General features: G+C 69.4%; 24 protein-coding genes. 15 read left to right on the top strand and 9 right to left on the bottom strand.

The window, feature by feature from the left end; all coding sequences use genetic code 11:
- Nucleotides 1-63: 63 nt before the first annotated feature.
- From OCH239_RS01035 to OCH239_RS01020, 4 genes are all read left to right on the top strand, one after another.
- Nucleotides 64-1,017, top strand: coding sequence for a homoserine O-succinyltransferase (locus tag OCH239_RS01035; protein WP_037258074.1), 954 nt, complete (start codon nt 64-66; stop codon nt 1,015-1,017).
- Nucleotides 1,014-1,985: an alpha/beta fold hydrolase gene (locus OCH239_RS01030; protein ID WP_037257314.1), complete on the top strand. Its 972-nt coding sequence runs from the start codon at nt 1,014-1,016 to the stop codon at nt 1,983-1,985. The genes OCH239_RS01035 and OCH239_RS01030 overlap by 4 nt, the downstream gene beginning before the upstream one ends.
- Before the next feature lie 79 nt (nt 1,986-2,064).
- Nucleotides 2,065-2,946 carry a polyphosphate kinase 2 gene (gene ppk2, locus OCH239_RS01025; RefSeq protein ID WP_037257311.1) on the top strand — a complete coding sequence of 294 codons (882 nt, stop codon included), beginning with the start codon at nt 2,065-2,067 and terminating at the stop codon, nt 2,944-2,946.
- Nucleotides 2,939-3,556, top strand: coding sequence for a TetR/AcrR family transcriptional regulator (locus OCH239_RS01020; protein WP_037257308.1), 618 nt, complete (start codon nt 2,939-2,941; stop codon nt 3,554-3,556). Before ppk2 ends, OCH239_RS01020 begins: the two co-directional genes overlap by 8 nt.
- On the opposite strand, the gene OCH239_RS21580 is transcribed toward OCH239_RS01020, so the two are convergent.
- The 4 genes from OCH239_RS21580 to rplM all read right to left on the bottom strand — a co-directional run bounded on the left by OCH239_RS21580 (nt 3,537) and on the right by rplM (nt 6,860).
- Nucleotides 3,537-4,700, bottom strand: a complete 1,164-nt coding sequence (locus OCH239_RS21580; RefSeq protein WP_084782003.1) for a glycosyltransferase — start codon at nt 4,698-4,700, stop codon at nt 3,537-3,539. The two genes, OCH239_RS01020 and OCH239_RS21580, sit on opposite strands and share 20 nt — an antisense overlap.
- The gene (locus OCH239_RS01010) at nt 4,700-5,839 is read right to left on the bottom strand and encodes a glycosyltransferase family 4 protein (protein ID WP_084782000.1); all 1,140 of its coding nucleotides are present in this window, start codon (nt 5,837-5,839) and stop codon (nt 4,700-4,702) included. Before OCH239_RS01010 ends, OCH239_RS21580 begins: the two co-directional genes overlap by 1 nt.
- A 68-nt stretch (nt 5,840-5,907) precedes the next feature.
- The gene (gene rpsI, locus OCH239_RS01005; protein WP_037257306.1) at nt 5,908-6,393 is read right to left on the bottom strand and encodes a 30S ribosomal protein S9; all 486 of its coding nucleotides are present in this window, start codon (nt 6,391-6,393) and stop codon (nt 5,908-5,910) included.
- 2 nt (nt 6,394-6,395) lie between these two features.
- Nucleotides 6,396-6,860, bottom strand: coding sequence for a 50S ribosomal protein L13 (rplM, locus tag OCH239_RS01000; protein WP_037257303.1), 465 nt, complete (start codon nt 6,858-6,860; stop codon nt 6,396-6,398).
- Between the two features lie 367 nt (nt 6,861-7,227).
- Between rplM and purL the strand changes: the two genes are divergently transcribed.
- Together purL and OCH239_RS00990 are read left to right on the top strand one after the other, a co-directional pair.
- Nucleotides 7,228-9,387, top strand: a complete 2,160-nt coding sequence (purL, locus tag OCH239_RS00995; protein ID WP_037257301.1) for a phosphoribosylformylglycinamidine synthase subunit PurL — start codon at nt 7,228-7,230, stop codon at nt 9,385-9,387.
- 8 nt (nt 9,388-9,395) lie between these two features.
- Nucleotides 9,396-10,268 (top strand): DMT family transporter, encoded by an 873-nt coding sequence (locus OCH239_RS00990; RefSeq protein ID WP_084781996.1) that lies wholly within the window; start codon nt 9,396-9,398, stop codon nt 10,266-10,268.
- Between the two features lie 30 nt (nt 10,269-10,298).
- On the opposite strand, the gene OCH239_RS00985 is transcribed toward OCH239_RS00990, so the two are convergent.
- The 3 genes from OCH239_RS00985 to OCH239_RS00975 form a co-directional block, all read right to left on the bottom strand.
- The gene (locus OCH239_RS00985) at nt 10,299-12,566 is read right to left on the bottom strand and encodes an OmpA family protein (protein ID WP_037257298.1); all 2,268 of its coding nucleotides are present in this window, start codon (nt 12,564-12,566) and stop codon (nt 10,299-10,301) included.
- A gap of 111 nt (nt 12,567-12,677) precedes the next feature.
- On the bottom strand, nt 12,678-13,934 hold the full coding sequence (locus tag OCH239_RS00980) for a vWA domain-containing protein (protein ID WP_037257295.1): 1,257 nt from the start codon (nt 13,932-13,934) through the stop codon (nt 12,678-12,680).
- Between the two features lie 72 nt (nt 13,935-14,006).
- Nucleotides 14,007-14,912, bottom strand: coding sequence for an AAA family ATPase (locus tag OCH239_RS00975; protein WP_037257292.1), 906 nt, complete (start codon nt 14,910-14,912; stop codon nt 14,007-14,009).
- Nucleotides 14,913-15,086: 174 nt separating this feature from the next.
- On the opposite strand from OCH239_RS00975, the gene pyrC reads away from it, so the two are divergent.
- From pyrC to OCH239_RS00930, 9 genes are all read left to right on the top strand, one after another.
- A complete protein-coding gene (pyrC, locus tag OCH239_RS00970) occupies nt 15,087-16,127 on the top strand; it encodes a dihydroorotase (protein WP_037257287.1) in 1,041 nt (346 codons plus the stop codon).
- A 16-nt stretch (nt 16,128-16,143) separates the two neighbouring features.
- Nucleotides 16,144-16,824, top strand: coding sequence for an orotate phosphoribosyltransferase (locus OCH239_RS00965; protein WP_037257283.1), 681 nt, complete (start codon nt 16,144-16,146; stop codon nt 16,822-16,824).
- A gap of 216 nt (nt 16,825-17,040) precedes the next feature.
- Nucleotides 17,041-18,555, top strand: a complete 1,515-nt coding sequence (locus OCH239_RS00960) for a replicative DNA helicase (protein ID WP_037257280.1) — start codon at nt 17,041-17,043, stop codon at nt 18,553-18,555.
- A gap of 295 nt (nt 18,556-18,850) precedes the next feature.
- Entirely contained in the window at nt 18,851-19,891 is a 1,041-nt protein-coding gene (alr, locus tag OCH239_RS00955; RefSeq protein WP_037257278.1) for an alanine racemase, read from the top strand.
- A gap of 6 nt (nt 19,892-19,897) precedes the next feature.
- Nucleotides 19,898-20,290, top strand: a complete 393-nt coding sequence (locus tag OCH239_RS00950; protein WP_037257275.1) for a hypothetical protein — start codon at nt 19,898-19,900, stop codon at nt 20,288-20,290.
- Nucleotides 20,287-20,727 (top strand): paraquat-inducible protein A, encoded by a 441-nt coding sequence (locus tag OCH239_RS00945; protein ID WP_037257272.1) that lies wholly within the window; start codon nt 20,287-20,289, stop codon nt 20,725-20,727. Before OCH239_RS00950 ends, OCH239_RS00945 begins: the two co-directional genes overlap by 4 nt.
- A gap of 186 nt (nt 20,728-20,913) precedes the next feature.
- Entirely contained in the window at nt 20,914-21,753 is an 840-nt protein-coding gene (locus tag OCH239_RS00940) for a DNA repair protein (protein WP_051489110.1), read from the top strand.
- A gap of 50 nt (nt 21,754-21,803) precedes the next feature.
- Nucleotides 21,804-23,171 (top strand): DNA repair protein RadA, encoded by a 1,368-nt coding sequence (radA, locus tag OCH239_RS00935; RefSeq protein WP_037257269.1) that lies wholly within the window; start codon nt 21,804-21,806, stop codon nt 23,169-23,171.
- 43 nt (nt 23,172-23,214) lie between these two features.
- Nucleotides 23,215-23,787 carry a CvpA family protein gene (locus OCH239_RS00930; protein ID WP_037257265.1) on the top strand — a complete coding sequence of 191 codons (573 nt, stop codon included), beginning with the start codon at nt 23,215-23,217 and terminating at the stop codon, nt 23,785-23,787.
- 108 nt (nt 23,788-23,895) lie between these two features.
- Here OCH239_RS00930 and OCH239_RS21970 read toward each other — a convergent pair whose 3' ends face one another.
- A complete protein-coding gene (locus tag OCH239_RS21970; RefSeq protein ID WP_084781993.1) occupies nt 23,896-23,991 on the bottom strand; it encodes a DUF2474 family protein in 96 nt (31 codons plus the stop codon).
- Nucleotides 23,991-25,019, bottom strand: coding sequence for a cytochrome d ubiquinol oxidase subunit II (gene cydB / locus OCH239_RS00925; protein ID WP_037257262.1), 1,029 nt, complete (start codon nt 25,017-25,019; stop codon nt 23,991-23,993). Before cydB ends, OCH239_RS21970 begins: the two co-directional genes overlap by 1 nt.

The following is a 25,019-nucleotide window of genomic DNA, read 5'->3' as shown; positions in this document are numbered from 1 at the left end:
CGCCGGCTTGAGCCCGGGCGCCCCATGACCTATCTCTCGCCTTCGCAGCTGCAGAGACCTTACATGCCCATCCGCCTTCCCGCCGACCTGCCCGCCTATTCCGTCCTCGACCGCGAGGGCGTGATGGTGATGTCGGAGGAGCTGGCCGAGAAACAGGACATCCGGCCGCTGCGCATCGGCCTTCTGAACCTCATGCCCAAGAAGATCGCGACCGAGAACCAGTTCGCGCGCCTCATCGGGGCGACGCCCCTGCAGATCGAGTTCTCGCTGATCCGCATGACCTCCCACGAGACCAAGAACACCGCCGCCGAGCACATGGAGAGCTTCTACCGCCCCTTCGAGGAGGTCGAGGCGAGCGGTGAGAAGTTCGACGGTCTCGTCATCACCGGCGCGCCGATCGAGCATCTCGAGTTCGAGGACGTCACCTACTGGGACGAGCTCACCCGCGTCTTCGACTGGACCCAGAGCCACGTGCATTCGACCTTCGGCGTCTGCTGGGGCGGCATGGCGATGATCCACCACTTCCACGGCGTGAAGAAGCACCTGCTCGAGGCCAAGGCCTTCGGCTGCGTCCGGCACGAGAACCTCGCGCCCGCCTCGCCCTACCTGCGCGGCTTCTCCGACGACATGGTGATGCCCGTCTCCCGCTGGACCGAACTGCGCCGCGGCGAGATCACCGCCGCCGGCCTCCCGATCCTGATCGACAGCGCCGAGACCGGCCCCGCGCTGGTCGAGGATCCGGCCCACCGCGCGCTCTACATCTTCAACCACCTCGAATACGACAGCGGCACGCTGAAAGAGGAATACGACCGCGACGTCGCGGCGGGAAAGCCGATCAACGTGCCTGCGAATTACTATCCCGGCGACGACCCCGGCCTGCCGCCCCAGAACCGCTGGCGCAGCCACGCGCATCTGCTCTACGGCAACTGGATCAGTCAGGTCTATCTCACCACCCCCTACGAGGTCGCCCGCATCGGGGAAGAGGCGGCGGACGCGCCCGCGGTGGCGGCCCGATGACCCTCAAGGCCGTCCTCGCCCTCGCCCTCCTCGTCCTTGCCGCCTGCGCCGCCGCGACCGGCAAGCGCGCAGGCTCCGAAGCCCGCAGCGCCGAGGAGCGCTGGCCCCCGATCGGCCGGTTCGTCGACGTGGACGGCACCCGCGTCCATGCCTATGTGGCGGGCTCCGGGCCCGACCTCGTCCTGATCCACGGGGCGAGCGGCAACCTGCGCGACTGGACCTTCCGCTTCGCCGAGCGCATGACCGACCGCTACCGCGTCATCGCCTTCGACCGCCCCGGCCTCGGCTATACCGAGCGCCTGCCGGGCTACGGAAGCGCGTTCAACGCGGGCGCCGAGAGCCCGCAGGAGCAGGCGGCCCTGCTGGCGCGCGCGGCAACGAAGCTCGGCGTCTCGAACCCCGTCGTTGTCGGCCATTCCTTCGGCGGCGCGGTCGCGATGGCCTGGGCCCTCGACCACGACCCCGCGGCGCTCGTCGTCGTCTCCGGCGCCACGATGCCGTGGCCGGGCGATCTCGGCGCGCAATACGCCGTGCTCGGCTCCTCGGTCGGCGGCGCGCTCCTCGCGCCCGTCGTCGCCGCCACCGCCGGCGAGACGCGCATCGACGAGGCCGTCGCGACGATCTTCGCGCCGCAGGCCGCGCCCGAGGGCTATCTCGACTATGTCGGCGCCGGCCTGACGCTGCGCCCCGCCTCGCTCCGCGCCAATGCGCGGCAGGTGAACACGCTCCGCCCGCACGTCGTCGAGATGTCGAGGCGCTACCCCTCCCTGCGGCTCCCGGTGGAACTCGTGCACGGCGACGCGGACGAGATCGTGCCGCTCGACATCCACTCCAGGCGCCTCGCCGACATCCTGCCGGACGCCCGCCTCACGGTTCTGGACGGGATCGGGCACATGCCGCATCAGGTCGCCCCGCAGCCCGTCGAGGACGCGATCGACCGCGCCGCGCGCCGCGCCGGATTGCGCTGACGCGCCCCCGCGGCGCGTTTGCGTTAAAGGCCTTAACATCCTACATAGCGCCGACGCACATGCCGAGGACGCACCCCCCGTGACGACCAGCGAGTCCCTGCCCTTCGATGGCGCGATCAGCGCCTTTCACGACCGCGACGCCCCCGCCGAGGTGCGCAGGGCGATCGCGGACAGCGACCCGGACCGCGTGCTGACCCCCTCCTTTCCATATGCCGAGCGGCTGGGCAAGAAACCCTACGAGAGGGACCTGCGCGCGCTGCAGATCGAGCTCGTGAAGATGCAACACTGGGTCGCCCGCACCGGCCGCCGCGTCGCCATCCTCTTCGAGGGGCGCGACGCCTCCGGCAAGGGCGGCACGATCAAGCGCTTCCGCGAGAACCTCAACCCGCGCCGCGCCCGGCTCGTCGCCCTGCCCGCGCCGTCCGAAACCGAGGCCGGCCAGTGGTACTTCCAGCGCTACGTGAACGAGCTGCCCGCCGCGGGCGAGATCGTCTTCTTCGACCGCTCCTGGTACAACCGCGCGGTGGTCGAGCACGTCTTCGGCTTCTGCACCGAGGTTCAGCGCGCGCATTTCTTCGGCCAGGCCCCCGATTTCGAGAAGATGCTGACCGACGAGGGCATCCACCTCGTGAAGCTCTGGCTCAACGTCGGCCAGGCCGAGCAGCTCCGCCGCCTCCTCAGCCGGGAACGCGACCCGCTCAAGCAGTGGAAACTGTCCAAGATCGACGTCGAGGGGCTCTGGCGCTGGGACGCCTATTCGGGCGCCATCCGCGAGACGTTCGAGCGGACCCACACCGCCCACGCGCCCTGGACCGTGATCCGCGCCGACGACAAGCGCCGCGCCCGGCTCGAGGCGATCCGCAGCGTGCTGGCGGATCTGCCCTACGACAACCGCAACGACGCGGCGCTCGGCCTCGTCGACGGACAGATCGCCGGCGGCCCGGACATCTGGCATGCCTAAACGCGGCTATCACCACGGCAACCTGCGGCAGGCCCTCGTCGACGCCGCGCTCGAGCTCATCGAGGCAAAAGGCCCGATGGGCTTCACCCTGTCCGAGGCCGCCAAGCAGGCCGGCGTCACCCCCGCCGCCGTCTACCGCCATTTCGACGGTCGCGAGGATCTCATCGCCGAAGCCGCGAAACAGGGCTACGAGATCTTCTGCGACGTGATGGAACATGCCTACGAGACCGGCCAGCCCTCGGCCCTTGCCGCGTTCGAGGCGGTGGGCCGCGCCTACCTTGCCTTCGCACGCAAGTATCCCGGCCACTACATCTCGATGTTCGAGAGCGGCATCTCGGTCAACCGCTCGCCCGACCTCGCCGCCGTCGCCCACCGCGCCTGGGGCGTGCTCGAACGCGCGGCGACGGACCTCTCCGTGCACATCCCCGAGAACCGGCGGCCGCCCGCCTCGATGTTCTCGGCCCATATCTGGGCCATGAGCCACGGCGTGGTCGAGCTCTTCGCCCGCAACTCGCCCGGCAACCAGTCGCCCTTCCCGCCCGAGGACCTGCTCGAGAGCGGCATCGGCGTCTATCTCCGCGGCCTCGGCCTCATCCCGCCGGACCGCTAGGCGCCACGGTTTGCCGAAGGACCGCTTCCCAGCGGTCGATCGCGCGCTGCGGCGCATAATCCGCGACCGTCGCCGGCGCGTTTTCCTGAAGGCGCGCGAGCCGCTCCGGCGCGCCTATCAGCTCGAGAACGGCCTCCGCCATCGCCTCCGCCGTCAGCGGCCCCGGCAGCAGCCGGCCGTTGACCCCGTCGCGCACCAGCGAGCGGACGCCGGACGTCTCGGCGCTGCCGATGACCGGCAGACCTTGGCCCATGCCCTCGGCCAGGACCAGGCCGAAGCCTTCGAACCGCGCCGGATGCAGCAGCATGGCGGCCCGCTGGTAAAATGCACTGACGTCTTTCCGCGGCCCGCGCAGCGTCACCGACGTCTCCAGCCCCAGCTCCGCGATCTGCGCCGAGAGAGCCGCGTGATCGGGCCCTTCGCCCAGAATGTCCAGCCGCCAGTCCGGCTCCCGCTCGGCGACGATGGCCCAAGCGGAGATGAGAAGATCGAAGCGCTTGACCGGCACGAGCCGGCCCACTGCCAGGCACAGGCGCTCTCGCGGGGCCTCTGGCACGCAGTCCGGAAGGGCCACCGGGTTCGGCAGCACCACTTCCCGCTCCGGCCGGCGCTTGGCGAGATCGGCGAAATGTTCCGCGAGCGGAAACCCGATTGCCGAGGCGTCGAGGATGATCCTCTGGGTTGCCAAAGCCTTTCCCGTCTCCGGCCGGAAGAGCTTCTCCGGCGCATTGTGGAGCGAGGCGATCCACGGCAGGCCCAGCTCCTTGGCCACCGGCCCGAGAGTGCAGACCCCGACTCCCATGAAGCCGACGGCCACGTCCGGCCCTATCTCCGAAAGGCGTCGGCGCAGGGCAACGCGGCCGCCCAGATGCTTGGCCCAGAACATGGTCTCGTCGTCGCCGCGCCACGATGCCACGCTCTTGCTCACGGCGCAGGCCATGCGGTCGCGCGTTTTCAAAGCCAGCGCCTCGGTGTGCAGGCCGGAATGGCCGAACTCGTAGAACCCCGTCGCCGGGCTCTTTCCGAAATGCAGCACCCAGACCTGGTGTCCGCGCGCCGCGAGGCCGCATGCCACGTCCCGCAGGACGCGTTCTCCTCCGCCGGGAACATCCGGCAACGACCCGACAACGAAGACAATTTTCATCAAACGCCCCCAGATGCCCCCGCGGTGACGCGGTCGTATATTTCCGAGACCCGGGCGGTGTGGGCCTGCGGAGAAAAGCGCCGTTCCGCCTCCTCGCGCGCCCGGGCGCGGATCCCGCTCCGCATGGCCGCATCGCTCAGCAGCGCACCGGCCGCATGCGCCATTGCCGCCCCGTCATCGGGCGGGACGAGACGACCGGTCCTGCCCTCGTCGACGATGTCGCTGTGGCCGCCGTCGTCCGAGGCCACCACCGGCGTGCCCGCCAACATCGCTTCGACGAGCGTGCGGCCGAAGGCCTCGTGCCGCGCCGGGGCGATCAGCAGGTCCATGCCCTCGATCAGCGGTGCCACGGGAAAGCAGGGGCCAAGAAGTTGCACGCGATCCCCGAGCCCGAGATCGCGGATCCTCGCCTCGACGCGGCGCCGCACCTCGGTGTCTCCCGCCCCGATCATCGGAAAGGCGAGATCCGCGCCCGGCATCGCCTCGACCAGCCGTGCCGCAACCTCGACGAAAAGCTCGGGCCGCTTGCGATCCGCCAGGTTGGAGACGAACCCGACAATCCCGTCCTCGCCGCGCTGCCCGAGTCGCGCGCTCAGGGTGGCCCGCGCCCGATCCCGGCCGATCGCGCCATCGAGTTCCACGGGGTTCGGCACGATTTCGGCCCGCCGCGCCATCGCACCCGGAAGCTTGCTGCGGCAATACTCCGAGACGGTCAGCACGACAGCCGAATGGCGGCTGAAGCGATGGGTCACCGGCGACGGCGACGGCGTCCTCTGGTGCCAGACATGCGGAATGCCCGCACCTCTCGCCGCAAGCCCCCAAGCAACATGCATGCGCAGATCGTGGCTGTGCACGATGTCGATGCGATGTTTCCGAAGGAAAGCGCTGAGGCCGTTCAAAAGGCGCAGCACCGTGAACGGCTGACGCCAGACCGGCCGCAGCCGAGGCAGAGCCACATCGGGAGCAGGCATCGCCGGGAGACCCAGCAGGTCCAGATAGTCGGAAAGGAGGCCGTCCACATGCTGCGAGACGACGGGCTCGAACCGCCCCGGATCGAGCGTCCGCGCAAGGCTGAGAGCCGACACGTGGCTGCCGCCGACAGTCTCTCCCACGAAGGGGAACAGGACGCGCCTAGCCATGGTCCACGATCATTCGCCCTGCGGTCGTGGGCGATGCCGCAAGACACGGCATCGCCAATCGCTTGGTATCAGCGCTTCGAGAACTGGAAGCTGCGGCGGGCCTTGGCGCGGCCGTACTTCTTGCGCTCGACGGTCCGGCTGTCGCGGGTCAGGAAGCCTGCCGCCTTCAGCGCGGGACGCAAGGAGGGGTTGTAGAGCTGCAGCGCCTGGGAGATGCCGTGCTTGACCGCACCGGCCTGGCCCGAGAGGCCGCCGCCCTTGACGGTCGCCATGACGTCGAACTCGCCCTCGACGCCGGCCACGGTGAAGGCCTGGTTGAGGATCATCTGCAGCACGGGGCGTGCGAAATACTCGTTCAGCGGCTTGCCGTTGACCGTCACCTTGCCCGAGCCCGGCTTGATCCAGACGCGCGCGGTGGCGTCCTTGCGGCGGCCCGTCGCGTAGGAGCGGCCGAGCTCGTCGCGCTTCGGCTCGCGGTTGATCTCGGGCTCGACGACAGCTGCGGTGCCCGCGGCTTCGCCCAGTTCTTCGAGGGAGTTGATCTGATCAGCCATGATTATTTCGCCGTCCGGGTGTTCTTGGGGTTCATCGCCTTGACGTCGAGCACTTCCGGCGACTGGGCGTCGTGCGGGTGCTCCGTGCCGGCATAGACGCGCAGGTTGGTCAGCTGCGTCTTGGCGAGCTTGTTGCCCGGCAGCATGCGCTTGACCGCCTGGAACACGACCCGCTCGGGATGCGCGCCCTCGAGGATCTGCTCCTTGGTGCGCGACTTGATGCCGCCCGGGTAGCCGGTGTGCCAGTAGAAGTGCTCCTGGCGCTTCTTGCCGGTCAGCTGCACCTTGTCGGCGTTGATGACGATGACGTTGTCGCCCATGTCGATGTGCGGCGTGAAGCTGGGCTTGTGCTTGCCACGCAGACGCGAAGCGACGACCGACGCGAGGCGACCGAGAACGAGCCCTTCGGCATCGATCACGATCCACTTCTTGTCGATATCCGCGGGCGTCGCAGAGAAGGTTTTCATGACGGGGGATCCCCTGGTTTGAGTTCGTAGGCTTGCGAGAGGCGCACGGTGCGCGGCCCGCTCAATCCGATGGGCGGGTTATAAGGATCGCAAACGTGCAGTCAAGAACCGCAGCGCCCGATTTCACTATACAAAACAGCACGTTGCAAAATAGGTATTAATATACCCCACAAAAGACCGCAGTCGCGCCTGCGCCCCTCACTCCCTGCGCGCTCTTCTTCTTGGCACAAATACTCCGGGGTGAATTGGCCGTCAGGCCAAGAGGGGCAGCGCCCCTCATCCGTCCGAAGGCCCGGCACGCACCCTTTCGCCTCGCGCGGCGAAGCCTTAAAGAGCCTCCCAACGCCACGACAGGGACGCGCTCAGCATGCAGGAACCGGCCATCACGCCCGAGATCATCGACGCCCACGGTCTGAAGCCCGACGAGTACGAGCGGATCCTGCAGATCACCGGGCGCGAGCCGACCTTCACCGAGCTCGGCATCTTCTCGGCGATGTGGAACGAGCATTGCTCCTACAAGTCCTCCAAGAAGTGGCTGCGCACCCTGCCGACCAGCGGCCCGCAGGTGATCTGCGGCCCCGGCGAGAACGCGGGCGTCGTCGATATCGGCGACGGCCAGGCGGTGGTCTTCAAGATGGAGAGCCACAACCACCCCTCCTATATCGAGCCCTACCAGGGCGCGGCGACCGGCGTCGGCGGCATCCTGCGGGACGTCTTCACCATGGGCGCGCGGCCCGTCGCGGCGATGAACGCGCTCAGCTTCGGGAGCAAGGACCACCCGAAGACGCGGCAGCTCGTGCACGGCGTCGTCGAGGGGATCGGCGGCTACGGCAACGCCTTCGGCGTGCCGACGGTCGGCGGCGAGGTCCGCTTCGATCCGGCCTATGACGGCAACTGCCTCGTGAACGCCTTCGCCGCCGGCATCGCGGACGTCGACAGCATCTTCTACTCCGCGGCGAGCGGCGTCGGCCGCCCGGTCGTCTATCTCGGCGCCAAGACCGGCCGCGACGGCGTCGGCGGCGCGACCATGGCCTCGGCCGAGTTCGACGCCGGCATAGAGGAAAAGCGCCCGACCGTGCAGGTCGGCGACCCCTTCACCGAAAAGCGCCTGATGGAGGCCTGTCTCGAGCTGATGGCGACCGGCGCGGTCGTGTCGATCCAGGACATGGGCGCCGCGGGCCTCACCTGCTCGGCGGTCGAGATGGGCGACAAGGGCGGGCTCGGCATCCGGCTCGACCTCGACCGCGTGCCGACCCGCGAGACGGGCATGACCGCCTACGAGATGATGCTGTCGGAAAGCCAGGAGCGCATGCTCATGGTGCTCGATCCGTCCCGCGAGGCCGAGGCCCGCGCGGTATTCGACAAGTGGGACCTCGACTTCGCCATCGTCGGCGAGACCATCGCGGACGACCGCTTCGTCGTCATGCATGGCGGCGAGGAAAAGGCGAACCTGCCGCTCTCCTCGCTCTCGGGCCGCGCCCCCGAATACGACCGCCCATGGGAGGAGACGCCGCCCGCCGAGACGATCTGGGACGTGCCGCAGATCGATCCCGTCGACGGGCTGAAGAACCTCATCGGCAGCGTGAACTATTGCGGCCGCTCCTGGGTCTACGAGCAATACGACACGATGGTGATGGCCGACACGGTCCAGGGCCCCGGCTGGGGCGCTGGCGTGATCCGCGTCCACGGCACCGACAAGAAGCTCGCCTTCACCGCCGACGTCACCCCGCGCTACGTCAAGGCGAACCCCGAGCTCGGCGGCATGCAGGCGGTGGCCGAGGCCTACCGCAACCTCTGCGCGGTCGGCGCGAAGCCCCTCGCCAGCACCGACAACCTCAACTTCGGCAACCCCGAGAAGCCGCAGATCATGGGGCAGTTCGTGGGCGCGATCAAAGGCATTGGAGCCGCCTGCGAGGCGCTCGACATGCCGATCGTCTCGGGCAACGTCTCGCTCTACAACGAGACCGACGGCGCCGCGATCCTGCCGACGCCCACCATCGGCGCGGTCGGCCTCATCGCCGCGGACGAGGAGCCGATCCTGGACCGGGCGCGCGAGGGCCACGTGGCCCTTCTCGTCGGTCGCACCGGGTCGCATCTCGGCCGCTCCGCGCTCCTGACCGAAGTCTTCCTGCGCGAGGACGGCGACGCCCCCGAGGTCGACCTCGACGAGGAGCGCCGCAACGGCGAGTTCATCCGCGCCAACCGCGATCTCATCCGCGCCTGCACCGATCTCTCGGATGGCGGCCTCGCCCTCGCCGCCTTCGAGATGGCGGCCGGATCGGATGTCGGGGTCAGCATCGACAGCGACGAGACCCCGGTGCTCTTCGGCGAGGATCAGGGCCGCTACCTCATCGCCTGCAACTTCGACTGCGCCGAGGAACTCATGACCCGCGCGTCCCGCGCCGGCGTCACGCTCTCCAGCGTCGGCCGCTTCACCGGCACCGACGTGAGCTTCGGATCGAGCTCGGCGCCCCTCGCCGACCTGAAGGCGATCCACGCGGGCACCTTCGCCGAAACCTTCGGCTGATCCCCGCCTTGGACAAGGCGCGCATCACCGCTCTCGCCACCGCGACCGTGGTGGCGAGCGGCGTGCTCTGGGGCTTCTACTGGCTCCCGGTGCGCCGTCTCGACGCGCTCGCGCTGCCCGGCGCATGGGGCACACTCGCCATCGTCGCCACCGCCGCGCTCGTGCTCTCCCCTGTGGCCTGGATCCGCCGCCGCGAGATCGCCGCGGCCTCGCCCCTCGCGCTCGCCTCCATCGCGCTCGGCGGCGCGTCCTTCGCGCTCTACTCGACCGGTTTCGTCTACGGCCGCGTCGCGATCATCATCCTGCTGTTCTTCCTCACGCCGGTCTGGAGCACGCTGCTCGCCTGGGCTCTCGGCGCGCCCGTGCCGGGCCTGCGCCTCGTCGCGATCGCGCTCGGCCTCGCGGGCCTTGGGCTCATGCTCGGCGCCGACGGCGATCTTCCCCTCCCCCGCGGCACCGGCGAATGGCTGGCGCTGGTCTCGGGCCTGCTCTGGGCCATCGCGACCACGGCCATGAGCCGACGCCCGGCGGTCAGACCCGAGGCCGCCGCCTTCGTCTTCGCACTCGGCGCGACGCTCTGCACGCTCGCCCTCGCCCCGTTCCTCGAACCGTTCCCGCCCGTGCCCGGGATCTCCGCGCTCGTCGTCGCGGTGCCTGCGGGCGCGCTCTGGTGGGGGGCGGCGATGGCGGGTCTGATGTGGGCGACGCCCCGGCTCGAGCCCGCGCGCACCGGCATCCTGCTCATGTCCGAGGTTCTGATCGGCGCCGTCTCGGGCGCACTTCTCGCCGGAGAGCATCTCGGTACGTACGAAATTGCCGGCGGCGCTCTGGTGCTCGCCGCCGGCATCGTCGAAGTCTGGCCCGTCCGGAAACGGGACTGAGACGGGGCCTCGCGGCCCCACCCCTGTCGCTTACTGCTGAGCAGCCAGCAGCGGCGTGATCCGGCGCACCGCGGCGCGGCGGTTGGCACGCTCGTCCGCCTCGGTCTCGACCAGAAGGTCGGACTCGCCGTAGCCTTGCACAACCATGTTCTCGGTCGGCACGTCGAAATACTCGCTGAGCGCCAGCGCCACCGATTCCGCACGGCGGTCCGAAAGCGCGAGGTTCATCGCCGCAGAGCCGACCGCATCGGTGTGGCCCTCGATCAGGAACACCTCGCCCGGGTTCTCGTCGATCACGTCACGGATCGCGTTGCCCAGCGCCGACAGTTCCTCGGCCTCGTCCGGACGGATGACCGCAGATCCGGTGTCGAAGTTGATCGAGTCGACGTTGATCTCCTGCACGAGGTTCCGCACCTCGGCGATGTTGCGCACCTGGTTGAGCGAGAAGGACCGGTCCAGACCCTCGACGTTCTCCTGGCGCAGCGCCGCGCGAAGCTCGTCCTCGCCCGCATTGCGGTACTCGATCATCTGACGGTTCTGCTGCACCTGCGGCAGATCGGCGACCGACACTTCCTCGAACGACTGCGTGTCGTCGAAGAGCAGAACCGTCTCGCCGCCCGGCAGCGTCCGGGTCCGGCGCAGCACCCGGCCATCCGCGGCCCGGATCGTCTCGATCTGGGTGCCGTCCTCGCGCAGCACGACCGACCGGGTCGAGCCGTCGTCATAGCGATAGGAGGTCACGTCCGAGCCCGGCTGACGCAGCAGCGCATCGTCGTTGCGCAGCACCCGGTACTGGCCGTTGCGCTCGAGCACGACGCGGTCGCCGGCAGACGTCGCCACCTGCTCGTTCGGACGCAGCAGCTGGTCGATCGCCACGGCACCGAGCGCGCCGGCCGCGGCACCGCCGAGGAAGGTCCGGATCTTCTCGGCCCTCTCGCCGTCATCCTCGTCGTCGTCATCGTTCGACGCGGACATCTCGCTCTCGAACTCCTCGTCCGAGCTGCGCGAGGATTCCTCGGTCACGGTCTCCTCGACCACCTCGGCGTTCTCGGTCCCGCCCGAAGCCGCTGCCGCGGTCTGCGCGGCCCGGTCTTCCTCTGCGAGCGTATCGGCCTCGTCCTGAGCGGCCTCAGCGTCCTGCGGTTGCTGCTCTTCCTCGGCGGCAGCCGCATCCTCGGTCGCAGCGTCGCCTTCCTCGGCTGCGGTCGCGCTGTCCGCCTCGCCTTCGGCCGACGGATCGGCCTCCTCGAGGCTCTGGCGCAGCGCGTCCTCGTCCGTCGTCTCGGCATCCGCTGCGGCATCCGCGTCAGAACCGGTCTCGGCCTCGCCATCCGTGGTGGCCTCGGCCTCCGCATCAGCTTCGGCGTCAGGTGCAGCACTCGTCGTCGCAGAACTCTCGCTGTCGCTCTCGCCGCCAAGGCTCTCCCTCAGCTCGTCGGCCGTCGCGCGGTCCGTATCTTCTTCGGGGGCGGCGTCATCCGTTGCGGTCGCCTCCGGGCTCGCGTCGCTGTCCGCGTCTCCGGTCTCCGACGCGGCAGCAGGCGCCTCCTCATCGGCTGGCACCGGCTCTTCGGTCTCGGCCGCGGCTTCACCCGTGGCTTCGCTACCGGCAGCGGGAGCGCTCTCCTCCGTGGTGACCGCGTCCTCCGCCGGTGCCTCGGTCTCGGCCGGCTCGGGGTTGGCCGAGCGCGTCGGCGTGTCGGATTCGGGGTCGGGCAGCGCGTCGGCGGCAGGAGCCTCGGTCTCGGCACCCTCGCTCTCGGCACCCTCGCTCTCGGTCGCGGTCGCATCCGCGTCCCCGGTCGCCTCGACATCGGCCTCCGCGTCCGCCTCGGGCTGCGCCTCGGTCGAAGCCGCATCGCTCTCTTCGGTTTCGGCGACGGGCGCCTCAGCCGCGGCGGGCGCCTCGGTCTCTGCTGCGGGCGCCTCGGCCTCCGCCGGTGCGCTCTCGGCGGGCTCCGTCGTCTCGGCCGGCTCGGCCGCGCTCTCCTCGGCCGCGGGGGCCTCGGTCTCGGCGGGTGCCTCCTGCAGCTCTTCCGGCGCGGGCTCTGCCGGTACGGCCTCTTCCGGAGCCGCCTGCTCCTCGGCCGGGGCCTCCTCTGCCGGAGCGGTCTCCTCTGCCGGAGCGGGCTCCGCCTCTTCTTCTGCGGCCTGTTCCTGCTGCTGGAGCAGCAGCTCCTCTTCGGTCAGTTCCTGACCCTGCCCGTCGCCCTCGGTCTGCGCGAGGATCGGTCCCGGCGCCGCGAGGCTCAGAACCAGTGCAAGCGCCGTCGTCGTCTTCAGAATGCCCGTCGTCATGACATCTCCTTCCCGTGGCTGCCCAATGCAGCGTCAGACGGAGAACGCCGGAAGAGCGCGAGGCGGTTCCCCCGCCCCTTGCGGTAACCGGCAAGGGACCGCCAAGACCGATCACATCATTTCAAGAAGCCGCGCCTTGTCCCCGGCATCGTCCGGCCGCGACAGCGCCTCGGCGAGATCCTCGAGCGAGCGGATCGAATGGCCCGCGCGGAAGCTGTCCACATGCGGCAGCATCGCGCGGATGCCCGTCGCCTTCGGCGCGAACCCGTCCCAGCGCAGCAGCGGATTGAGCCAGATGAGCCGCCGTGAGGAGAGGTGCAGCCGCTCCATCTCGCGACCCAGAGCCCCCGCATCGTCGCGGTCGAGCCCGTCCGTGATCAGCAGTACCACCGCGCCCTGCCCCATGACCCGCCGCGACCAGTCGCGGTTGAATTCGTGCAGGCAGGACCCGATCCGCGTGCCGCCTTCCCAGTCCTGCGCCTCGGCGCCCGCGGATTTCAGCGCCTGATCGACGTCGCGCGTGGCGAGATGGCGGGTGATGTTTGTCAGCCGGGTGCCGAAGGTGAAGGCGTGCACCTTCGCCCACCCCGCGCCCTTGCGGTTGGCGACCGCGTGCAGGAAGTGCAGAACCATGCGCGAATATTGCGACATCGACCCCGAGATGTCGCAGAGCACCACGAGGTTCGGCCAGCGCGGCCGCGGAGTCTGCCGGGCCAGCCTCTGCACCTCGCCGCCCTGCCGCATCGCCGCGCGGATCGTCCGCCGCCAGTCGGGCCGCGCCCCGTGCGACGAGGGCATGCCCCGGCGCGACGGGATCGGCGTCACCGGCAGCGACAGCTTTGCGATCATGCGCTTGGCCTCGGCGATCTCGGCGGTCGACATCTGCTCGAAATCGAGGCTGCGCAGCTTCTCCTCCCGCGACATCGTGCGGCTCGCGTCGACCTCGATGGAAAGCTCCTCGTCGTCCTCGGCCTCGGGCATCTCCGGCAGATCGGGCGCGGCGTCGCCCAGAAGAGCTTCCGCCGCGCGCTTCTCGGCGGCATCGGCGGCGCGCTCCTCCTGCACGCCGCGCACCGCGGGCAGCATCATCGCCATCATGTGCTCGAGATAGCGCGGATCGCGCCAGTAGAGCCGGAAGACCTGATGGAACACGACCCGGTGCTCCGGCCGCGAGACGAAGCAGGCATGCAGCGTCCAGTAGAAATCCGTGCGCGAGGTGAAGCCCGCCGCCTCCACCGCCCGCACCGCGTCGATCACCCGGCCGGTGCCGACGGGGAGCCCCGCCCGGCGCAGCGCCCGGGCGAAATGGGTGATGTTGTGGGCGAGCTTCGGGCTCTCGGGGATCTCGATCGGGGCGTATTCGGGCATGTCAGACCGCGCGGGGGCGCTGCCCCCGCACCCCCGGAGTATTTCTGCCAAGAAGAAGCAGGGGCGCCGGGCTCATCCGGCGAGGTCCGCGCGGGCGTCCGCGAGAATGCGCGCGGCCTCGGAGCCCTGCAGCTTCGCGATGTCGTCCTGGTATTTCAGGATCGCGCCCAGGGTGTCGGCGATGACCTCGGGCGAGAGCGACACGACGTCGAGCGCCAGCAGGCACTTCGCCCAGTCGATGGTCTCGGCGACGCCGGGGCGCTTGAAGAGATCCTCGGTGCGCAGGCGCTGCACGAAGGCGACGACCTCGCGGCTGAGGATCTCGGAGGCCTCGGGCGCGCGCGCGGCGAGGATCTCGATCTCGCGCTCGAAGGTCGGGTAATCGACCCAGTGATAGAGGCAGCGGCGCTTGAGCGCATCGTGCACCTCGCGCGTGCGGTTCGAGGTCAGGATCACAATCGGGGGCTCGGGCGCCCGGATCGTGCCGAGTTCGGGGATCGTGACCTGGAAATCCGAGAGCGCCTCGAGCAGGAAGGCCTCGAAGGGCTCGTCGGTGCGGTCGAGCTCGTCGATCAAGAGGACCGGCGCGCCGCCGGGCTGCGGGCGCATCGCCTCGAGCAGCGGGCGCGCGATCAGGTACTCGTCCGAGAAGAGCTCGGCCTGCAGCATGTCGCGGTCATGGGTGCCCGCCGCCTCGGCGGTGCGGATCGCCACCATCTGCGCGGGGAAGTTCCACTCGTAGACCGCCGAGGAGGCGTCGAGCCCCTCGTAGCATTGCAGGCGGATCAGCCTGCGGTCCAGCGAGGCGGCCAGCGCCTTGGCGATCTCGGTCTTGCCGACTCCCGCCTCGCCTTCGAGAAAGAGCGGGCGCCCGAGCCGCAGCGACAGGAAGACGACCGTGGCGAGCGAGCGGCCGCACACATAGCCCGCATTGCCGAGAAGGCCCTGCACCTCGTCGATCGACGTCACCTTGGTCATGCGTGTCCCTCTCCGTCGTGTCGTCCGTTGCTCGCGCGGCCCGCGGGCCTGGGTCAATGGTGCATAGGTCGCAGCCCATCGCAAATCGCGGGGGCGGGTGCGCGACGGATCCGGCCAGGGCCGGCTGCGGCTTGACGCTGGCGCGCCCGGGCCGGCTCTGCTAACGGCAGCGCCATGACCGAGCGCCTCACACTCCGCCGCCCCGACGACTGGCACCTCCACCTGCGCGACGGCGCGATGCTGGAGGCCGTGGCCCCCGAAAGCGCGCGCCATTTCGCCCGCGCGATCATCATGCCGAACCTCGTGCCGCCGGTGGTGCGCGGCGCCGATGCAGGCGCCTATCGCGACCGCATCCTCGCCGCCCTGCCCGAGGGCGCCGAGTTCGAGCCGCTGATGACGCTCTACCTCACCGAGGACACTGATCCCGGTGACGTGGCGCAGGCTCATGCCGACGGCCTCGTCACCGCGGTGAAGCTCTATCCCGCCGGCGCGACCACGAATTCCGCCTCGGGCGTCACCGATTTCGACAGGGTCCGCCCGGTGCTCGAGCGCATGGCCGAGATCGGCCTGCCGCTCTGCGTGCATGGCGAGGCGACAGATGACGCGGTCGATATCTTCGACCGCGAGCATGTCTTCATCGACCGTGTGCTCGACCCGATCCGGCGCGACACCCCCGGCCTGCGCGTCGTCATGGAGCACCTGACTACGCGCGAGGGCGTCGAATACGTGCGCGCCGGGGGCGAGGATCTCGGCGCCACGATCACCGCCCATCACCTCGTCCTCAACCGAAACCACCTGCTCGTCGGGGGCATCCGGCCGCATTACTACTGCCTGCCGGTCGCCAAGCGCGAGATCCACCGCCGCGCCCTGCGTGCCGCGGCGATGGAGGGAGAGAGCCGTTTCTTCCTCGGAACCGACAGCGCCCCCCATCCCGACACCGCCAAGGAGACCGCCTGCGGCTGCGCCGGTTGCTTCACCGCGACGAACGCCCTGCCGCTTCTCGCCGAGGTCTTCGAAGAGGACGACGCGCTGGACAAGCTTGAGGCCTTCACCTCGCTCAACGGGCCCGACTTCTACCGCCTGCCGCGGAACGAGGCGACGCTGACGCTCGAGAAGGGCGAAGCGCAGGACTATCCCGCCAAGATCACCGCAGGCGACGAGGAGGTCACGGTCTTCGACCCCGGCTTCCCGCTCCACTGGCGCGTGACAGACTGACATCCCGAGGCCCGACATGATCCCCACGAGTTTCCCGCCCCGCGACGAGATCGCCCGTCTGACCGCCCGTGCCCTGCTCGAGGTCGGCGCGGTCCACTTCAATTCCGAAGAGCCCTTCACGCTGGCGAGCGGGCTGCCCTCGCCGACCTATGTCGATTGCCGCAAGCTCATCTCCTTCCCGCGCATCCGCTCGACGCTGATGGATTTCCTCGCGGTGACGGTGATGCGGGACGCCGGCTTCGAGGCCTTCGATAACGTCGCGGGCGGCGAGACCGCAGGCATCCCCTTCGCCGCGCTGATCGCCGAACGGCTCGCGTTGCCGATGACCTATGTCCGCAAGAAGCCCAAGGGCTACGGCCGCGGCGCCCGGATCGAGGGTGTGATGGCGGAAGGCGAGCGCGTGCTCCTCGTCGAGGACCTGACCACCGACGGCGGCTCCAAGCTCTCCTTCGTCGACGCGATCCGCGAGACCGGCGCGACCTGCGGCCACACGGCGGTGATCTTCTACTATGGCATCTACCCCGAGACGACCGAGAAGCTCGGCGCGCATGGCGTCGCGCTGCACCATCTCTGCACCTGGTGGGACGTGCTGGAAGAGGCGCGGGCGCAAGGGGCGTTCGAGGCGGACACCCTCGCCGAGGTGGAGAGCTTCCTCTCCGATCCCCGCAGCTGGCAGGCGGCGCGCACCGGCGGTTAACCGCCTGCGCTAGCGCAAACGCGGCGTCGCGAATCGAATCGCGCCCTCAACATGTGGGGATTCGGGTGGGTGACTCCACCGACATGCTGAGCGTGCCCGGCCCCCTGCAAAGTTATACACAGCTTTCCACAGAAACATACACTTTGCCGAAACCTCTCCGTTTGGGCTATGTCACGGCCTCAAGCAGGCAGATCCAGAATCGAGAGGACCGGCAGAGTGTCCCAGGTAACGGCGTTCGATCCGACAGGCGCGAAGTCGACGGCACAGGCGAGCATCGAGGATGCGACGACCCTACCGCACTCGGTCGAGGCAGAGCAGCAGCTCCTCGGCGCGATCCTGACCAACAACGACGTCTACGACCGCGTCGCGGCGATCATCTCGGCCAAGCATTTCTACGACCCGGTCCACGCGCGGATCTTCGAGATCGCCGCGGCGCGTATTGCCCGTAACCAGCTCGCCTCCCCGGTCACGCTCAAGGCCTTCATGGAAGAGGACGAGGGCCTCAAGGAGATCGGCGGCGGCGCCTATCTCGTGAAGCTCGCGAGCGCCGCGGTCTCGTCCTTCGCGGTCAAGGATTACGCCCAGATGATCTACGATCTCGCCGTGCGGCGGGACCTGATCTCGCTCGGGCGCGACATCTCGACCAAGGCCGCCAAGATCGACGTCGAGAGCGAGCCTCGCCAGCAGATCGTCGAGGCCGAGCAGCAGCTCTACAACATGGCCGAGCAGGGACAGGGACAGCAGGGCTTCGTGTCCTTCCTACGGGCGGTCACCGACGCGGTGAACGTCGCCAACGCCGCCTATCAGCGCGAGGGGCAGCTTTCGGGGATATCCACAGGCCTCACGGACCTCGACAAGAAGCTCGGCGGCCTGCATCCGTCGGACCTTCTGATCCTCGCCGGACGCCCCTCCATGGGCAAGACGTCGCTGGTCACCAACATCGCCTACAACGTCGCCAAGGCCTACCGGAAGGGCACGCGTCCCGATGGCACCGAGGGCGCTGTCGAGGGCGGCGTCGTCGGCTTCTACTCGCTCGAGATGTCCGCCGAACAGCTCGCCGCCCGGATCCTCTCCGAGGCCTCCGAGGTGCCGTCCGAGCAGATCCGCCGTGGCGACATGACGGAAGAAGAGTTCCGCCGCTTCGTCGAGGCGGCCAAATCGCTCGAGGCCTGCCCGCTCTATATCGACGACACGCCGGCGCTCCCGATCGCCCAACTCGCCGCCCGCGCGCGGCGCCTCAAGCGGACCCACGGGCTCGACGTGCTGATGGTCGACTACCTCCAGCTGGTGCGCGGCTCGGGCAAGTCGGGCGAGAGCCGGGTCAACGAGATCGCGGAAATCTCCATGGGACTCAAGGCGATAGCCAAGGAACTCGACATTCCGGTGATCGCCCTCTCGCAGCTCTCCCGTCAGGTGGAAAGCCGCGAGGACAAGCGCCCGCAGCTCTCGGACCTGCGGGAATCGGGCTCGATCGAACAGGACGCGGACGTCGTCATGTTCGTCTTCCGCGAGGAATATTACGTCGAGCGCGAGAAGCCGTCCGACGACAAGCTCGACGAGATGGCCGGCTGGCAGGAGCGGATGGAGCGCCTGCACGGCAAGGCCGAGGTGATCATCGGCAAGCAGCGCCACGGCCCGATCGGCACGGTCGAGCTCTCCTTCGAGGGCCGCTTCACCCGCTTCGGCAATCTCGTCAAACCCTGGCAGCAGGGACAGGTGGAACAATTCTGAGGGCAGAAGCCCGAGCAGGCCGCAGCCCGGCCGGCGGGCCGGAGAGACATCGAGAAGACCGCGCAGGCGGCACTCTCCGACCCGCCACCTTTCCCATCCCCGGCACGCCGACAGCCGCGACAGGCGCATCGCCGCGTCCCCATACTTATCCACAGGTTTTTCGGCAGCCGACGGCCCGTCTGCGACCCGGCCCGAACGATGCCGCTCCGTGCACCTCCGCCGGCGCGCGGGCGCCCGTCCGCCGGGCCCGCGCGAAACGCCTTGACCCTGCGCGCGCCCGTGCCAAACAGCAGGCATGGCTCAACCTACCCTGACCGTCGATCTCGGCGCGCTCGTCACCAACTGGACCAACCTCTCGCGCTCGGCCTCCCGGGCCGAACCCGGGGCCGTGGTCAAGGCCGACGGCTACGGGCTCGGCGTCGACCAGGTTGCGCCCGCCCTCGCCCATGCGGGCGCGCGGACCTTCTTCGTCGCCACCGCCGAGGAAGGCGCCGAGCTGCGCGGCCTCCTCGGCGAAGGCCCGCGGATCTGCGTCTTCAACGGCCACATGGCGGGCGACGCGCCGCTGATCTCGCAGGGCAAACTCGCCCCGATGCTGAACTCGGTCGACCAGATGGTGACCCATCTCGAGGCTCTCCCGGGCCATCCCTTCGGCATCCAACTCGACACCGGCATGAACCGCCTCGGGATGGAGCCCGCCGAATGGCAGGCGGTGCGCGAGATCGCCCTCGCCCAGTCGCCCGTCCTGATCATGAGCCACCTCGCCTGCGCCGACGATCCCCGCCACGAGATGAACGCGCGCCAGCTCTCCGCCTTCCGCGAGATGACCGACGGCATCGACGCCCCGCGCTCGCTCTCCGCCACCGGCGGCACGCTGATGGGGCCGGATTTCCATTTCGACGTCACCCGCCCCGGCATCGGGGTCTATGGCGGCCTGCCCTTCTTCGACGCGCTGCCCGTCGCCCATCTCGAGGTCCCGGTGATCCAGGTGCGCGACGTCGCCCCCGGAGAGACGGTGGGCTACGGCAACACGTGGGAGGCGACGCGCCCCTCGCGCATCGCCACGATCGCGGCGGGTTACGCCGACGGCATCCACCGGATCATGGCTGAGAACGCCTTCGTCTATGCCGGCGAGACGCGCTGCAAGATCGTCGGCCGCATCTCCATGGACCTCATCGGCGTCGACGTCACCGACGCCCGCGAAGAGCCCGCCTCGGTCGAAATGCTGGGCAACCACCAGTCCATCGACACCGTCGCCACCGCCGCCGGCACCATCGGCTACGAGATCCTGACCTCGCTCGGCGGCCGCTTCACCCGCCGCTACACCGGCGGCTGAGCCGGCATGAGCCCGCTCCTTCAGCCGAGCTGGCCGGTCCTCGCGCTCTTCTTCGCGCAGAAATTCCTGATCGCCGAGGCGACGCTCCTCCTCGCCCTTCCACGCGTGGTCCTCGGCAGAGGCCCTTCACGGATCGTGGCCCTCCTGGCGGCCCTCCTCGCCGCCGCGATCACCCTCACGGTCTTCGCGCCCGCCGCCGGCCTCACCGGCGCGTCGTGGTATCCCGCCGCTGCGCGCGCGCTGACAACCGGCGGCGGCCTCGCCTGGCCGCTCGCCGCGCTCCTGCTCCTTGCGCTCTCCTCGGTCCTGCCCGGCGCCCGCCACCGCTGGATCGACGCCGCGACCCTGCTTCTCCTCCTCGCCGTCGCGGCGCTCTGGTTCGCGGCCCGCGCCGCATGAGCGCCGCGCGGCTGCGCATCGCCCTCATCGCCGCGCTCGCCCTGCTCTACCCGGTCGCCTGGGTCGCGCCCCTCCTGCGCGCCGGCCTCCTGCCGCTCTTCGGCCTCTCCGAGATCAGCGTCCTCTCCGGCCTCGCCGCCCTCTGGGACACCGACCGCGCGCTCGCCATCCTCGTCGCGCTCCTCGCCATCGCCGCGCCCTACCTCAAGCTGATCGGCCTTCTCCGCGACGCGATCCGCCCCCTCGGCCGGGCCTCTCACACTGCTCTGGTGATTCTCGGCCGGCTCGCGATGGCCGACGTTTTTCTCGTCGCCGTCTACGTCGCCGTGGCCAAGGGCGTGGGCGTCGGACGGGTCGAGACAGCATGGGGCTTGTATCTTTTCAGCTTTTGCGTGTTGGCGTCCCTCGCCCTCGGCCACTGGCGCCCCGAACGCTAAACGTCCGCAAGATTTCGCCTTTTTTCCGGCCCCCGAATCGGGTGCGCCCTAGCCTCGCAGGAAGCGAGGTCAGGTATTCAATGCCCCAAGCGAGGAAACCTTAGCAAAACTCGCGCGTTCGGCATAAAATCGCCGTCATTGGTTATGTGCGGATAATTCGGAACGTGTTTGAACGAGGGCGCGAAAATGGTTGATACGATGCGGTCGGGGTACGTGGTCTTTCAGTACCTGATGCAGCGCACGGCGCTGATTGCACTTTCGGGGCTGGCGCTGGCCCTGCTGGCCTACACGGTCGCCTGCGCGGCCGGCCACGCCGAATGGCTGAGCCTTCCCCTGACCTTCGGCGACGCGACCTTCGAGGGTGCGGGATGGATCCTGCAATCGGGCGTCACCGCCCTCGCCGTCGGCCTCTGCTTCTTCCTGCCCGCAAATGCCCGGATCATGGCGCTCGAAACCTCGCACCGCCGCTTCCACATCGGCATGCAGGACGTCGCCCGCGCCTACCAGGTCGCCCATGCCGCCGACCGGCAGGGCGTCTTCACCCTGAAATCCGAGTTCGATTCGATCCGCGAGCGGATGGCGCATCTGCGCGAGCATCCCGACCTCTCGGACCTCGAACCCTCCGTGCTCGAGATCGCCTCCCAGATGAGCCATCTCAGCCGCGACCTCGCCCAGGTCTATTCCGACCGCAACGTGGCCCGCGCCCGCGACTTCCTCATTCAGCGCCAGCAGGAGGTGGAGGATTTCAACTGCCGCCTCGACCACGCCAAGACCGTCGCAACCGACATGCGCCGCTGGCTCGACCGCGTCGAGACCGACGAAGCGGTCGCCGAATCGCAGCTCGCCCGCCTCTGCGACGAGCTGACCGGCATTCTCCCCGAACTGCACGAGACGGAGCAGGCTCCGACCCACGAGCCCGCCGCCGAGGACACCCCTGTGGACGAGCTCGCCGCCTGGCGCGAGGCCGCGCCGCATCAGGACGATGCGCGCATCGTGTCGATCCTCGGCCAGCGCGCCGCGGAGTGAGACGCGCCTGACCTTGCGGCCCTGCCCCGCGCTCGGATAAGCCGCGGGGCATGGCCAAGTCATCCGTCCTCTTCGTCTGTTCCGCCTGCGGCAGCACCACCTCGAAATGGTCGGGGCGCTGCGAGGCCTGCGGCGAATGGAACACCATCTCCGAGGAACGCCCGGCCACCGCCGGCCCCCCCTCGAAGAGCCTCAAGCCCGCCCGCGGCCGCACGGTCCCGCTGACCGATCTCGCCCATGCCGAGCCGCCCCCGCCCCGGACCTCGAGCGCGCTCTCCGAGCTCGACCGGGTCCTCGGCGGCGGCCTCGTGCCCGGCAGCGCCATCCTCGTCGGCGGTGATCCCGGCATCGGCAAGTCGACGCTCCTTCTGCAGGGCGCCGCCGCCTTCGCCGCGGCGGGCCTCTCGGTCGTCTACGTCTCGGGCGAGGAAGCCTCCGCGCAGGTCCGCATGCGCGCCGAGCGCCTGGGGCTCTCGGGCGCCAAGGTGCGCCTCGCCGCCGAGACCAACCTGCGCGACATCCTCGCCACGCTCGACGCCGAGCGCCCCGACCTCGTCATCGTCGATTCGATCCAGACCATGTGGGCCGACAACGTCGACAGCGCCCCCGGCTCGGTCAGCCAGGTCCGCGCCGCCGCCCACGAGCTGACGAGCTTCGCCAAGGCCCGCGGCTCGGCGGTGATGATGGTCGGCCACGTCACCAAGGACGGCCAGATCGCCGGCCCCCGCGTCGTCGAGCACATGGTCGACACCGTGCTCTATTTCGAGGGCGAGCGCGGCCACCAGTTCCGCATCCTGCGCGCGGTCAAGAACCGCTTCGGCCCCGCCGACGAGATCGGCGTCTTCGAGATGACCGGCATGGGCCTCGCCGAGGTCGCCAACCCCTCCGCCCTCTTTCTCTCCGAGCGCGGCGCCCCCGCCCCCGGCTCGGTGGTCTTCGCCGGGATAGAGGGCACCCGCCCCGTCCTCTGCGAACTCCAGGCGCTGGTCGCGCCGACGCCCCAGGCCCAGCCCCGCCGCACCGTGGTCGGCTGGGACGGCGGCCGCCTCGCCATGATCCTCGCGGTGCTCGAGGCACGCTGCGGCATCCCCTTCGCCGGGCTCGATGTCTATCTCAACGTGGCCGGCGGCATGAAGATCTCCGAACCCGCCGCCGATCTCGCGGTCGCCGCGGCGCTCCTTTCGGCGCGCGAGGACAGCGCCCTGCCCGCCGAGACCGTCGTCTTCGGCGAGATTTCGTTGTCCGGCGCGCTACGCCCCGTCGCACAAACCGAAAACAGGTTGAAAGAAGCGCGGAAACTTGGTTTCACCGCTGCCATCGCCCCGCGGGGCGGCAAGGCCGGGGACGCCTCGGGGCTGTCGCTCACCGAGGTGGGCGACCTGGCGGCCTTCGTCGGAGACATCTTCGGAGCGGGCTGATCCCCCCCGGCAAACGGAACAGAACGGAAGGCGCGCGCAGATCATGGAAGGCTTCACCGTCATCGACGCCGTGGTGGCGGTCGTCATCGTGCTCTCGGCGCTGCTCGCCTATTCGCGCGGTCTCGTGCGCGAGGTGCTCGCGATCCTCGGCTGGGTCGCCGCCGCCATCCTCGCCTTCATGTTCGCGCCCCAGGCGCAGCCGCTGGTCAAGGAGCTGCCGGTGGTCGGCGAGTTCCTCTCGGACAGCTGCGAGCTCTCGATCATCGCCGCCTTCGCCGCGGTCTTCGCCCTCGCGCTGATCCTGGTGTCGTTCTTCACGCCGCTCTTCTCGAGCCTCGTGCAGCGCTCGGCCCTCGGCGGCATCGACCAGGGCCTCGGCTTCCTCTTCGGGGTGGTGCGCGGCATCCTCCTCGTCGCGATCGCCTTCTTCGTCTACCAGACGGTGATGAGCACGCAGGACATCGCGATGGTGGACAATTCCCGCTCCGCGGCCGTCTTCTCGCAATTCACCGACCGCATCGAGGCGCAGAACCCCGACCAGGCGCTCGGCTGGATCACCGCGCAATACGAGCAGCTGGTGAACGTCTGCGCCATCCCCGAAGCCGGCGACGCCTGACACGCGGGGCCCGTCCCCCTTCTTCTTGGGACAAATACTCCGGGAGCGCGAGGGCAGAGCCCTCGCTCCTGCGCTCTCCCCCGGGCGTTACCGCAGCCCGGGCGCGCCTCAGAGGATCATCAGCCGGATCCCGTAGGCGACGAGCCCGAGCGCGCCGACCGACAGCACCCAGATGAGCGCGAACCATCCCATGCGCTTCAGCATCAATGGTAGCCCTCGCCCGGCTGGAGCTTGCCGCGGAACACCCAGTAGGCATAGGCGGTGTAGCCGAGGATGACCGGCACCAGAACGATCGCGCCCACGAACATGAAAAGCTGCGACTTCGCCGGGCTCGCCGCGTCGTAGATCGTGACCGAGGGCGGGATGACGTGCGGCCACATCGAGATGCCGAGGCCCACGAAGCAGAGACCGAAGAGCGCGCAGGTCAGAACGAACGGCACCCAGTCGCGCCCGTCCCGGTCGATCGTGGTCCAGAGCCGCCAGGCGATGAAGGCCACGAGCAGCGGCACCGGCGCCGGCACCAGCGCGGCCGGGAACGAGAACCAGCGCAGGAAGTATTCCTGCTCGAGGAAGGGCGTCCAGGCGCTGACGAGCAGGATCGAGACCATCGTCGCGATGCCGAAGACCCGCGCGAAGCGGCGCACCTTGGCCTGGATGTCGCCCGTGAGCTTCATGTTGAGCCAGGTCGCGCCCATGAAGGCGTAGCCCAGCACGACCGCGACGCCGGTGAGCATCGAGAACGGCGTCAGCCAGTCCCACCAGCCGCCGCCATAGGAGCGGCCCGAGACCTCGATCCCCTGAAGGAGCGCGCCGAGCGTGATGCCCTGCGCCAGCGCCGCCACCGTGGAGCCGCCGATGAAAGCGACGTCCCAGCCCCGTTTCGAGAAGGCCGACGCCGCCTTCCAGCGGAACTCGAAGGCCACGCCGCGGAAGATCAGCGCCAGCAGCATCGCCACGATCGGCGGGTAGAGCGCCGGCAGGATGATCGAATAGGCCAGCGGAAACGCCGCGAAGAGCCCGCCGCCCCCCAGCACGAGCCAGGTCTCGTTGCCGTCCCAGACCGGCGCGACGGAGTTCATCATCAGGTCCCGCTCGTCCTTGCTGCGGAAGAACGGGTAGAGGATGCCGATGCCGAGGTCGAACCCGTCGAGCACCACGTAGACATAGACGGCGAAGGCGAGCAGCAGCGCCCAGGCGACCGTCAGGTCGATCGAAAGTCCAAGTCCGTCCAT

Source organism: Roseivivax halodurans JCM 10272 (assembly GCF_000521785.1).
GTDB classification, from domain to species: Bacteria; Pseudomonadota; Alphaproteobacteria; order Rhodobacterales; family Rhodobacteraceae; genus Roseivivax; species Roseivivax halodurans.
The sequence above is the reverse complement of the archived record's forward strand: the minus strand, read 5'-3'. Positions and strand labels throughout refer to the sequence as shown.